This is a genomic window from Pseudomonas sp. BJa5 (assembly GCF_030272875.2).
GTDB lineage: Bacteria > Pseudomonadota > Gammaproteobacteria > Pseudomonadales > Pseudomonadaceae > Aquipseudomonas.
The window spans coordinates 17,528-29,716 of record NZ_JALRNG020000055.1 but is presented as its reverse complement, the minus strand read 5'-3'; the positions used below and the strand labels follow the sequence as shown (position 1 = coordinate 29,716).

The 12,189-nt window shown below is 65.8% G+C and carries 10 protein-coding genes and 1 pseudogene; 8 read left to right on the top strand and 3 right to left on the bottom strand.

All coding sequences use genetic code 11. The features are described from left to right. From M2D63_RS23820 to M2D63_RS23810, 3 genes and pseudogenes are all read left to right on the top strand, one after another. A pseudogene (locus M2D63_RS23820) lies at positions 1-165 on the top strand (hypothetical protein); the annotation flags it as partial. Positions 166-340: 175 nt separating this feature from the next. Continuing rightward, positions 341-1,504, top strand: a complete 1,164-nt coding sequence (gene nosP, locus M2D63_RS23815; RefSeq protein WP_285865520.1) for a nitric oxide-sensing protein NosP — start codon at positions 341-343, stop codon at positions 1,502-1,504. Continuing rightward, positions 1,434-4,007 carry a PAS domain-containing hybrid sensor histidine kinase/response regulator gene (locus tag M2D63_RS23810; RefSeq protein ID WP_285865519.1) on the top strand — a complete coding sequence of 858 codons (2,574 nt, stop codon included), beginning with the start codon at positions 1,434-1,436 and terminating at the stop codon, positions 4,005-4,007. The genes nosP and M2D63_RS23810 overlap by 71 nt, the downstream gene beginning before the upstream one ends. Here the strand turns inward: M2D63_RS23810 and M2D63_RS23805 are convergent. Together M2D63_RS23805 and M2D63_RS23800 are read right to left on the bottom strand one after the other, a co-directional pair. Beyond that, positions 3,985-4,992 carry an aldo/keto reductase gene (locus tag M2D63_RS23805; RefSeq protein WP_285865518.1) on the bottom strand — a complete coding sequence of 336 codons (1,008 nt, stop codon included), beginning with the start codon at positions 4,990-4,992 and terminating at the stop codon, positions 3,985-3,987. The genes M2D63_RS23810 and M2D63_RS23805 overlap by 23 nt on opposite strands. Before the next feature lie 146 nt (positions 4,993-5,138). Next, positions 5,139-6,467 (bottom strand): MFS transporter, encoded by a 1,329-nt coding sequence (locus tag M2D63_RS23800; RefSeq protein WP_285865517.1) that lies wholly within the window; start codon positions 6,465-6,467, stop codon positions 5,139-5,141. A gap of 160 nt (positions 6,468-6,627) precedes the next feature. Here M2D63_RS23800 and M2D63_RS23795 point away from each other — a divergent pair, with 160 nt between their 5' ends. Continuing rightward, a complete protein-coding gene (locus M2D63_RS23795) occupies positions 6,628-7,725 on the top strand; it encodes a sugar diacid recognition domain-containing protein (protein WP_285865516.1) in 1,098 nt (365 codons plus the stop codon). A gap of 252 nt (positions 7,726-7,977) precedes the next feature. After that, on the top strand, positions 7,978-9,123 hold the full coding sequence (locus tag M2D63_RS23790) for a glycerate kinase (protein ID WP_285865515.1): 1,146 nt from the start codon (positions 7,978-7,980) through the stop codon (positions 9,121-9,123). Here the strand turns inward: M2D63_RS23790 and M2D63_RS23785 are convergent. Next, entirely contained in the window at positions 9,114-10,085 is a 972-nt protein-coding gene (locus tag M2D63_RS23785; protein ID WP_285865514.1) for a site-specific integrase, read from the bottom strand. The two genes, M2D63_RS23790 and M2D63_RS23785, sit on opposite strands and share 10 nt — an antisense overlap. A gap of 202 nt (positions 10,086-10,287) precedes the next feature. Between M2D63_RS23785 and hchA the strand changes: the two genes are divergently transcribed. The 3 genes from hchA to M2D63_RS23770 are packed head-to-tail and all read left to right on the top strand — an operon-like array spanning position 10,288 to position 12,180. Continuing rightward, positions 10,288-11,166 carry a glyoxalase III HchA gene (gene hchA, locus M2D63_RS23780; RefSeq protein ID WP_285865513.1) on the top strand — a complete coding sequence of 293 codons (879 nt, stop codon included), beginning with the start codon at positions 10,288-10,290 and terminating at the stop codon, positions 11,164-11,166. After that, on the top strand, positions 11,163-11,882 hold the full coding sequence (locus M2D63_RS23775; RefSeq protein WP_285865512.1) for a PA1136 family autoinducer-binding transcriptional regulator: 720 nt from the start codon (positions 11,163-11,165) through the stop codon (positions 11,880-11,882). Before hchA ends, M2D63_RS23775 begins: the two co-directional genes overlap by 4 nt. A gap of 10 nt (positions 11,883-11,892) precedes the next feature. Further along, the gene (locus M2D63_RS23770) at positions 11,893-12,180 is read left to right on the top strand and encodes a putative quinol monooxygenase (protein ID WP_285865511.1); all 288 of its coding nucleotides are present in this window, start codon (positions 11,893-11,895) and stop codon (positions 12,178-12,180) included. Positions 12,181-12,189 lie beyond the last annotated feature (9 nt).

The following is a 12,189-nucleotide window of genomic DNA, read 5'->3' as shown; positions in this document are numbered from 1 at the left end:
GGGCTTGCCCCGCGATCGCGGTGTGGCAGGGAAGCCACAATCGCGGGACAAGCCCGCTCCTACAAGATGATCGACATACAGGACATCAACCAGGCGTTCGTACGCATGGAGAAGAACGATGTGAAATACCGCTTCGTGATCGACATGGCCTCCCTCAAGCCCTGAACGGGGGGGGTAGGAGCGGGCTTGCCCCGCGATGGCGGTTTCCCTGTTGCACCGCCATCGCGGGACAAGCCCGCGCCTACGACCAATGCCAGCCCGACCCGCTACCCAAGTAGCATTCGCCTCACCCGGGCGCCTCCCTAGACTGCCAGCATCATCCAGGGCGGAGCCCGTCATCATGCACCCGTACCCGAGCGAAGGCGTGAGCAGCGCCGTATCGCGGGCCAGCGCCGCCGAACAGGTAGCCCAGGAGCTTGCCGGCCAATTACTGCACCCGCACCTGGGCTTCGTGCTGTTCTTCTGCTCGCCCGGCTACGACCTGCCGGCCCTGGCCCAGGCGTTGCAACAAAGCTTCGGCGGCATTCGCCTGGCCGGTTGCACCAGTGCCGGCGAGATCACCCCCGAAGGCTACGGGCGCGGTTGCGTCACCGCCCTGGGCTTCGATCACCGCCAGTTCTCCATCGCCGCCGAACGCATCGATGCCATGGAGCAGTTCAGCCTGGTTGCCGCCCAGGCCATGGTCGAACGCCTGGTGGCGGGCTGTCGCAGCAACAGCCTGGCGCCGATCAAGGGGCACAGCTTCGCCCTGACCCTGCTCGACGGCCTCTCCAGCCGCGAAGAAACCGTGCTGGCCGCCCTCAGCGCGGCGCTGGGCGAGATTCCGCACTTTGGCGGCTCGGCCGGTGACGACAACCAGCTCAGCCATACCCATGTGTACTACGACGGGGCCTTTCACAGCGGCGCGGCGGTGGTGCTGCTGGTCAACACCTGGCTGGACTTTGAAGTCTTCACCACCCATCACCTGCAACCGCGCCACGAAAAGCTGGTGGTGACCCGTGCCGATCGCCAGCTGCGCCGGGTCCATGAGCTGAACGCGGAACCGGCGGCCGAGGAGTACGCGCGCCTGATCGGGGTGCCGGTGAGCGCCCTGGACCAGCGGGTGTTCGCCGCCCACCCGCTGGCGGTGCGGCTCAACGATCGGCATTACGTGCGGGCCATCCAGCAGGTGCATGACGACTTGAGCCTGAGTTTCTACTGTGCGGTGGAGAACGGCATCGTCCTCACCGCCATGCGCCCGGGGCCTTTGCTGGCCAACCTGCAGTCACTGTTCGACGGCCTGCACGAGCGCCTCGGGCCCTTGCTGGTGTGTATCGGCTGCGACTGCTTCCTGCGCCGCCTGGAACTTGAGGGCAGCGACGAGCTTACCGCTGTCGGCGACTTCCTGCGCAGTCGGCAGGTGCTGGGTTTCAACTCCTACGGGGAACAGTTCAATGGCACCCATATCAACCAGACCTTCACCGGTGTCGCCATCGGACGCCCGCGCCAGCGACTCGAACCTTGAGCTTGAGGCGCTGCGCCTGGCCAACCGCAAGTTGCAGCGCATCAACGCGGCCCTGATCGAGCGCCTGGAATCCGGTGCGGTACGCCCGGACGATGCCTATGCGGCGTTCCAGCATTCGGTAGCGCTGGCCGAGCAAGTGCGCGAACGCACCGACACTCTCAACCAGACCCTGATCGAGCTCAAGGCCAGCAACCATTTGCTCAGCGATGCCCGGTTGCGCGCCGAAACCGCCCACCAGCACCTGGTCGATGCCATCGAAAGCATCTCCGATGCCTTCGTATTGTTCGACCAGGACCTGCGCATCGTGCTGTTCAACAACCGCTTCAAGTCGTTCTGGGCCAACAGCCGGATCCGCATCATCAGCGGCATGCGCCTGGCCGAGATCAAGCGCCTGATGCACGGCAGCCACCTGTTCAACGAAGAGCACCGCGGCGCGGGCGACGAGCATGGGCTCTATTGCCTGCACAATGGCCGGTGGTTGCAGGTCAGCGAGCGGCCGACCCGTGACGGTGGCCGGGTCATGCTGTTCACCGACATCACCGAACTCAAGCACAGTGAAACCCGCCGCCGCGAGCAGGCGGTGGCGCAGAAGTCGCACCTGCTGCAACGCGCCGTGGACAACCTGTCCCAGGGCGTGGCCATGGTCAATGCCGAGGGCCTGCTGGAGCTGTGGAACCGGCGCTTCCTCGAACTCAGCGGCCTGGCCCCGATCGCCGCCCATCGGCCGTTCGCCGAAGTGATCGGCGACAGCGAACTGGCGTTGCTGACCCCGGACAGCCGCGATGCCAACGGACGCTGCATCCATGAACTGGAGCAGCGCCTGTACGATGGCCGCATGCTGGAGATCCGCACCCATCCGTTGCCTACCGGCGGCTTCGTCAACACCTTCACCGACATCACCGAGCGCTACCAGCACGCCGAGGCACTGAGCGAGAGCGAGCGCTGGATCCGCCTGATCACCGACCACGTGCCGGCCCTGATCGCCTACCTCAATGCCGAACTGGTCTATGAATTCACTAACCAGGTCTACGAGCAGTGGTACTGCTGGCCACGGGGGGTGATGCTCGGGCAAAGCCTGCGTGACGTGCACAGCCCCGAGCACTATCAGCGCCTGGAAGGCTACATCGCCCGGGCGCTGGCGGGGGAGAGCGTGACCTTCGAGTGCGCCGAAACCCACGTCAACGGCCAGGAGCGCTACATGCTGCGCTCCTATGTGCCCAACCGTACGGCCAGTGGCGAGGTGATCGGCATCTTCGTGCTGATCCGCGACATCACCGAGCGCCGGCGCAGCGCCGAGGCCCTGCACCAGGCCTACCAGCACCTGGAGGTGCGGGTGCGCGAGCGTACCGCCGAGCTGACCCGGGCCAAGCAGGAGGCCGAGCAGGCCAACCTGTCCAAGACCAAGTTCCTCGCCGCCGTCAGCCATGACCTGCTGCAACCGCTGAACGCGGCGCGACTGTTCACCAGCGCCTTGCTCGAACAGCACAGCGCCAACCCGAGCCTGGTGCGCAGCGTCAGCCATTCGCTCGACGATGTGGAAAGCCTGCTCGGCACCCTGGTGGACATCTCCAAGCTCGATGCCGGGGTGATACAGGCCGACCTGGCGACCTTTGCCCTGACCGATCTGCTCGACAACCTGGCCCTCGAGTATGCCCATGCCGCCGGCAGCGAAGGCCTGCGCCTGGCCTACCATCCCTGCAGCCTGTACGTGCACAGCGATATCCAGCTGTTGGCGCGGATCCTGCGCAACCTGCTCAGCAATGCCATCCGCTACACCCCGCAAGGGCGTGTGGTGCTGGGCTGCCGGCGGCGTGCCCAGCGGGTGTGGATCGAAGTCTGGGATACCGGTATCGGCATTGCCGAGGACAAGTGCGAAGAAGTCTTCCAGGAGTTCAAGCGCGGCGAGGTGCAACGCCCCGACCAGGACCGTGGCCTGGGGCTGGGCCTGGCGATCGTCGAGAAGATCGCCGGGATCCTCGGCCACCGCATACAACTGCGCTCGGTGCCGGGCAAAGGCTCGCTGTTTGCCGTCGAAGTGCCGCGCGCTGACAGCGCCGGCCGCCCGCCACAGGCTCCGGCGTTGGCCGAACTGTCGGACATACGCCTGGCCGGTGCGCGGATCTGGGTGCTGGATAACGATGCGGCGATCTGCGCCGCCATGGCCACCTTGCTGGCCCAATGGGGCTGCGAGGTGGTGACGGCCTTGAGCGAGGAGGACCTGGCCCGCCAGGTCGATATCTGCCATGACGACGCCGACCTGTTGATCGCCGACTATCACCTCGATGGCGAGCGCAACGGTGTCGATGCGCTGGCGGCGATCAATGCCCTGCGCCCGACGCCATTGCCTGCGCTGATGATCACCGCCAACTACAGCAGCGAACTCAAGCAGCAGGTGCGCGAGCGCGGCCATGCCTTGTTGCACAAGCCGGTGCGGCCGATGAAGCTCAGGGCTGCCATCGGCCATCTGCTGGGCAGCGGTCTCAGCGTGGCAGGCGCCCGCTGACGAAGTGGGCGACGTCGTTGAAGCCGTGGGTCGAGGCATGGCCCGGGGTCACCAACGAATCGATGAAGGCCTCGTCCTCGGCGCTGATCTTCACCTGCAAGGCGCCGCTGTAGGTGTCCCACTGGGCTTCGGTGCGCGGGCCGACAATGGCCGAGCTGACCAGCTGGTTGTTTAGCACCCAGGCGATGGCGAACTCGACCATGCCCACGCCCTTGTCCTGGGCATAGGCCTGGACCTTGCGGGCGATGGCCAGGGACTCGGGGCGCCATTCGGTTTCCAGGATGCGCTTGTCCTGGCGGCCGGCGCGCGTACCGGCCTGGGGGGCGGCGCCGGGGGCGTACTTGCCGCTGAGCACACCACGGGCCAGCGGGCTGAACGGCACGATGCCCAGGCCATGGTGGGCGGCGGCGTGGAACTGTTCGGGCTCGGCCTGGCGGTTGACGATGTTGTACAACGGCTGGCTGACCACAGGCTTGGGGATGCCCAGGCGCTCGGCCAGGTGACAGATCTCGGCGATGCGCCAGCCGCGGAAGTTGGACACGCCCCAATGGCGGATCTTGCCCTGGCGCAGCAGGTCGCCCATGGCCCCGACCGTGACTTCCAGCGGCGTGCCGTGGTCTTCGCGGTGCAGGTAGTAGATGTCCAGGTAATCGGTGCCCAGGCGGGTCAGGCTGGCCTCGATGGCATTGAAGATATGCTTGCGGCCCAGGCCGCTGCGGTTGGGCAGGCCGTCGGCCGGACCGAAACCGACCTTGCTCGCCAGCACCCAGTCGTGGCGATGGCGGGCAATGGCTTCACCGACGATCTCCTCGGAGCGTCCGGCGTTGTACACGTCGGCGGTGTCGATGAAGTTGATGCCCTGGTCCCAGGCCTTGTCGATGATGCGTAGCGAATCGTCGATACTGGTGGGTTCGCCGAACATCATGCTGCCCAGGGTCAGGGCGGACACCCGCAGGCCGCTGCGGCCCAGTGGTCGGTAGATCATGAGCGAAAATCCCGTGGCGGTGTGTATCCGGTCTGTTTTACACAGTTCGCCCCGGGATTTAAAGCCGGTAGGAGCGGGCTAGCCCCGCGATGCAATGTAACTGACACACTGCAATCGCGGGGCAAGCCCGCTCCCACCCGGTTGTGTCAGCTGACGGCGACCGATGCCGCCACGCGCGAGCGCGACACCCGCAGGGCCACCAGGCTACCGACCACGATCAGCCCGGCCAGCGAATACAGCGCCGCATCGGTCGAACCGGTCTGGTCCTTGATGAAACCTACCAGGTAGGGGCTGAGGAAACCGGCCATCTGCCCGACCGAGTTGATGATCGCCAGGCCCGCCACCGCGGTACCGGCGCTGAGCAGGGCAGTGGGCATCGGCCAGAACATCGGCAGGCCGGTGAGGGCGCCCATGGTAGCGATACTCAGGCCGACAATGGCAATGGCCGGGCTGTGAGCGAAGTTGACGGCGATCAACAGGCCCACGGCGCCCATCAGCATCGGTACGACTAAATGCCAGCGCCGCTCGTTGCGCAGGTCCGCCGAGCGCCCCACCAGCAGCATGAACACCCCGGCCAGCAGGTAGGGGATGGCGCTCAGCCAGCCGATCAGCAAGGCATCGCTGAAGCCCAGGTTCTTGATGATCGACGGCAGCCAGAAGTTGATCGCATAGACCCCGCTCTGGATGCAGAAGTAGACGAAACCGAAGGTCCAGATCAGCGGGTTGGTGAACACCGACAGCAGGCTGTCGCTGGTGGTCAGCGGCTTGCTGGCGGCGTCGGCGGCAAGGTCCTGCTCGATGATCTTGCGATCGGCCGGGCTCAGCCACTTGGCCGTGGCATAGCCGTCACTGAGCAGGAACACCGCGAGCAAGCCCAGCAGCACGGTCGGCAGACCCTGGATCAGGAACATCCATTGCCAGCCGGCCAGGCCATGCTGGCCGGCGGCGAAATGGTTGAGGATCCAGCCGGAGAACGGCCCGCCCAGCAGCCCGGACACCGGGATCGCCGACATGAACAGGGCCATGATCCGGCCACGGCGGGCAGCCGGGAACCAGCGCGAGAGGTACAGCACGATGCCGGGGAAGAAGCCCGCTTCGGCGGCGCCGGTGAACAGGCGCAGCACGTAGAACTCCATGGGCGTGGTGACGAACAGCAGGCAGGTCGACAGCGTGCCCCAGGCAATCATCATCAGCGCGATCCAGCGCCGCGGGCCGAAGCGGTTGAGCGCCAGGTTGCTGGGCAGGCCGCACAGCACATAGCCGATGAAGAAAATGCCGGCGCCGAGGCCGTAGATGGTTTCGCTGAACTTCAGCGCATCGAGCATCTGCAGCTTGGCGAAGCCGACGTTGACCCGGTCCAGGTAGTTGAACAGGTAGCAGATGAAGATGAACGGAATCAGCCGCAGCGTAACGCGCCGGTACAGCGCATTGCGGGTGACGTCTTGGCCTTGGTCAGGGGCAGGGCTGTATGCCATGATTCTCTCTCTGTTGTTATGTTTATCGCCGCAGCAGCATCGAGGCTGTTGCTGCGACGAGTCTCGGTGAGCGGACCGTGGCTGTCTTTGTGCTTTTGCACAGCATTTCGTGCGGCCTGCTGTGCCCCGGACCAATCACTGCGACAACAAGGATCCCCCCATGTTCGAACTCGACCATGACCTGGCGCAAGATATCGTCGATCGGGCGATGGCGATCCTGCCGTGCAACGTCAACGTCATGGACAGCCAGGGCCTGATCCTGGGCAGCGGTGAACCGGAGCGGATCAACACCCGTCACGAAGGCGCCCAGCTGGTATTGGCCAACGGCCGGATCGTCGAACTGGACGTCGAGGCGGCCAAGTGCCTCAAGGGCGTGCAGCCCGGGGTCAACCTGCCGCTGATGCTCGACGGGCGCCTGATCGGCGTGCTGGGCCTGACCGGCGACCCGCAGCAGTTGCGCACCTACGCCGAACTGGTGCGCATGACCGCCGAGATGCTCCTGGCCCAGCGCCACCTGCAGGTCGAGCAGCAGTGGCGGCGGCAGCGTTGCGATGATCTGCTGGCCTTGTTGCTGGGAGGCTCGGGTGACTCCCCCAGGCTGATCGACGAAGCCCGGCAACTGGGGCTCAAGCCGCAACTGGCGAGAATGCCCTGCCTGTTCGAACTGGAGGCCGGCCCTGCGGCCGAAACCCTGGCCGGCTGGTTGATGAGCCGATATCCCGACAGCTGGTGTGTCAGCCCGGCGCGCCAGTCATTGCTCTGGTGCCGGCCGGCCAGTGTCGCCCTGGACGAGCCGCGCCTGCTGGAAAAACTCCATCGCCAGGGCTGGCAAGTGCAGCGCCTGGCCGTCGGCTCGGCGGCGCAGAGCCTTGAGCAACTGCGCCGGGGTTACCGGCGTGTGCGCGATCTGCTGGCCTATGGCCGGGAGGTATTGCCTGCCGAGCAGATCCTGACCCTGGCCCGCTACCGCCTGCCGGCCTTGCTCTGGCGCCATCGCAACGATGATTCCCTGGATGAGCTGCTCGAACCCTTGCAGCGCATTCGCGCCAAGGATGCCAGTGGTCAATTGCTGGCCACCTTGCGCGCCTGGTGTGCCCACGATGGCCAGAGTCAGGCCTGTGCCGATGCCTTGGGAATCCACCGTAACAGCCTGCGTTATCGGCTGGAGCGCATTGCCGAGTTGAGCGAGGTCGATCCGTTGCGGCTTGAAGGCATGTTGAGCCTGTACCTGGGGCTGCAACTGATGCCCAGCTCGTAAAATCTACGGCCGCTGCGCGCCCGATCGCAGCCTGCCGGCAGCTCCCACAGCTACCCAGCAACCCCAAAGATGTGCAGTTCACACTGTGGGCCGGCGAAGCCTGCGATCGACCGCAAGGCGGTCGCGGGCCAAGCCACCCGGGGCGATTTGGCCAACTGACCAAACGAGTACCCGGCGCTTTTGTGCATCCGACCGAAGTACGCCCATGCTGCAACTGTCAGCATGCTGCTTATCAGCACAAGGAGCCCTCCCATGAAAATCGTCATCGCCCCTGACTCGTTCAAGGACAGCCTCAGCGCCGAAGGGGTCGCCAGTGCCATTGCCGCCGGGCTTGCCCAGGTGTTGCCCCAGGCGCAGCTGGTCAAGTGTCCGATGGCCGACGGTGGCGAGGGCACCATGGACGCGATCATCGCCGCCTGCGCCGGTGAGCTGCGCAGCCTCGACGTGCGCGGGCCGCTTGGCGAGCCTGTACGTGCCGGCTGGGGCTGGCTGGCCGAGAGCCGCACCGCGATCATCGAGATGGCCCAGGCCAGCGGCATCCAGTTGCTGGCCCCGGCGCAACGCGATGCCTGTCGCAGCAGCACCTACGGTACCGGTCAGTTGATCGCTGCGGCGCTGGATGCCGGGGCGCGGCGGATCATCCTGGCCATTGGCGGCAGTGCCACCAACGATGCCGGCAGCGGCATGCTGCGTGCCCTGGGCCTGAAACTCTTCGACGCCCAGGACCTGCCGCTGGCCGAAGGAGGCCTGGCCCTGGCGCAGCTTGCACGAGTTGATGCCAGCGCCCTGGACCCACGCCTGACCGAGGTGCAGCTGGAGGTGGCGGCCGACGTCGACAACCCCTTGTGCGGCAGCAACGGTGCCTCGGCGATCTTCGGCCCGCAGAAGGGCGCAAGTGCCGAGCAGGTCCGCTTGCTCGATCAGGCATTGGGGCATTTTGCCGATCACTGCGCAGCGCTGCTGGGCAACGATGTCCGTGACCTTCCAGGTTGTGGCGCCGCCGGCGGCATGGGCTTTGCCGCCAAGGCCTTCATGCAGGCAAGCTTTCGTCCCGGTATCGAGGTGGTGGCGGAGCTGGCCGAGCTGGATGCAGCGGTGCAGGACGCTGACCTGGTGATCACCGGCGAGGGCCGCTTCGATGCCCAGACCCTGCGTGGCAAGACGCCCTTCGGCGTGGCGCGTATCGCCCGTCGTCATGGCGTACCGGTGGTGGTCATCGCCGGGACGCTGGGGGAAGGCTACGAGCAACTCTATGCCCACGGCATCGATGCCGCCTTCGCCCTGACCAGTGGCCCGATGAGCCTGGAACAGGCCTGCGCCCAGGCCGCGCCCTTGCTGCAGGCGCGGGCCGGGGATATTGCCCGACTGTGGCGCTGTGCACTGAAGGCTCAGGACTGAATCAAGCGCTCCAGGTGCAGGGGGCTGGCAGCTTCAAGCAGTGCCAGCTCGCCAAAGGACGCCGAGGCATCGACATAACGCAACGCCGACTTGGCGTCCTTCCAGCCCACATGGCTCATCAACGCCTTGAGCTCCCAGCCATTGCTGGTGGCCCAGGTGGCAAAGCCGCGGCGCAACGAATGCCCGGTGTACAGCGCGGCCGGCACGCCGCCACGCTCCAGGATGCGCCGCAGCAGGGCGATCAGGCTGTTGCTGTTGAGCGCCGCTTCACCGAGGTTGCCCCAGCGGTCGAGCTTGCGGAACACCGGGCCGTGGGCGATGCCGGCCACTTCGATCCACTGCAGGTAGGCCTGCACCGGGCACAGCACTTTCAGGGCCGGGGCCTGATGACGCACGCCCAGTGCCTGGCGGTCGCCCTTGCTGCGCGGCAGGTAGATCGACAGGCCAATGCCGGCCTGGGCCTGGATATGCTCGACCCTTAAGCGCGCCAGTTCATCCCCGCGAAACCCACGCCAGAAGCCGATCAGCAACAAGGCCACATCGCGCCGGGCCCGCAGCAGGGCCGGCAGGTCGTGCTGTTGTCGTGCTTGATGAGCCTCGGCTTCCAGTACCGCCACCGCCTGCTGCAAGTGCTGGATCTGCAGCGGCGCGGCCTGGCGCGGTTCGGCCGGGTGCAGGGTGCGGATACCCCTGAGCACCTGGCGCACCAGCGGCGCCTTGGTCGGGTCGGGAAAGCCCTGGCTGACGTGCCATTGCCCCAGCGCCGCCAGGCGCTGCTTGAGGGTGTTGATCGAGTGGCTGCCGGCATGATCGGCCAGGTAGCGCGCCACGCTGTCGGCGGTGGCGGGCAGGAAGCCGCCCCAGCTGACCTCGAAGTGCTCGACCGCCGCTTGATAGCTGCGCCGGGTGTTGTCCCGGGTGGCGGCCTGCAAGTACTGTTCGATGCTGTTGGTCGTGGTCATGGTTTACTGGCCTGTAATGTAAGCAGCTGGTCGGCAGCCGCTGCCCCGAATGCTGATGGAACTAGACTGTCAGTCTGACGTTGAGGTTAGGTCGCTGGTATCAACGTGTTCGATTGAGGGAAAACCCTCATTGCTGCAGGTAGGTCAGCCTCCTAGCATGGCAACGGTGTCAGCCCACAAGCCCTGAACCACGGAGCCAGCCATGACCAGCACACAGACCGACGACAAACGCCCGACCCCGGACCCTGCCGAGGACAATGCGTTTTTCCCCTCACCGTATTCGCTCAGCCAGTTTACCTCACCGAAGTCCGATCTCAGCGGTGCCGATTATCCCGAACCTTACCGGGGCGGGCGCTGGAAGGTGCTGGTGATCGGCGCCGATGAGCGTTACCTGTTGACCGATAACGGCACGATGTTCTCCACCGGTAACCATCCCGTTGAAACGCTGCTGCCGATGTACCACTTGGACAAGGCCGGGTTCGGCTTCGATGTCGCGACCGTATCCGGTAACCCGGTCAAGTTCGAGTTCTGGGCGATGCCGTCCGAAGACGCTGAAGTCAAAGGCTTGTACGGCAAGTACCGCGCTCAATTCAAGCAACCGAGGAAGCTCGCCGAGGTGATCGACAGCGCCCTGGGCGACGACTCCGACTACATCGGTGTGTTCATCCCCGGCGGACACGGCGCGCTGATCGGCCTGCCGGAAAGTGTCGAGGTGCAAAAGGTGCTGGAGTGGGCCGCGGCCCGGGACAAGTTCGTCATCTCCCTGTGCCACGGCCCGGCCGCCTTGCTCGCCCTGGGTGTGGGCAAATCCGCAGCCGCCAACCCCTACAAGGGCTACAAGATCTGTGCCTTCCCGGACGACCTGGATGCGCAGACGCCCGCCATCGGCTACATGCCGGGTCACCTGACCTGGAAGTTCGGTGAACAGCTCCAGGCGCTGGGCTTCGAGATCATCAACAAGGACATCTCCGGTGCCACCCACCAGGACCGCAAGCTGTTGACCGGCGACAGTCCCTATGCGGGTAATGCCCTGGGCAAACTGGCGGCTGCGGCGTTGCTCGACGAGGTCGCAGCAAGGTGAACAGCGGGGTGGCCGAGGCGGCCGTGCGTACTGTGCTGGAGATCGAACGCGCCACCGCGCTGGCGCAGGCCCAGCAGGCCGTTCGCGCCTTTGCCGGGCCCTTTGGCTACGATCGCTTCGTGCTGTTTTCGGCCTCATCGGCACGGGACGAAGTGGTCGAGCGCATTTACTGGGTCGAAGGTGACTGGTTCGGCGATGGCCTGGCGGTCGACGCCCAGACCTATGTGCGCCGATGCCCGGTCACCCGCCATATCCTGGAAACCCGCGAAGCGTTTTTCTGGACCAAGACACAGCGTGCGGACGGTGACCGCTACCGCGTGGTTCGCCGCCCGATCGGCAGCGGACCACACGGCTTGCAGGTGCCGGTATTCGGTCCGCTGGGGCTCGAAGGTGCCATGAGCCTTGGCGGTGGGCAGGTGGACAGCAGCCCCGAGGTGCGGGTGCTGTTGGCAATGGTCGCCACCGCCGCGTTTTGCGCCGCTCGCCGGTTACTGGAAGCGCCTGGCACCGAGGGCGTCAGAACGCTTTCCGGGCGCGAGCGCGAAGTACTGGCCTGGACCGCCGCCGGGCGACGCCAGGCCGATATCGCCGCCACCCTCGGGTTGTCGGAGCGCACCGTGGAGAATCATTTACGCGCTGCCCGTCGTCGCCTGGGCGTGGCAACCACCGCGCAGGCGATCCAGGTCGCCACACGCAATGGTGACCTGGACGACTGAGGTGTCCGCCATGCTCTACGTGACAGCCCGATTCGACGTCAAACCCGAAGGACTGGATGAAATGCTCGACCTGCTGGCCGTGCTCAGCGAGAAGACCCGGCTTGAGCCTGGATGCCTGGAGTACGGCTACTTTCAAGCGCTCGACAATCCCTTGCAGATCACCTCTTTCGAACGCTGGCAAAGCGACGCCTGCGAGGCCGCGCACTGGCAGACCGAACATTTGACCCGCGCGCTTGCCATAGGCGCCGGGCTGTTGCAGGCGGCGCCGCAGATCAGCAGGTACCGACGGGTCTGCTGAACTGCGACG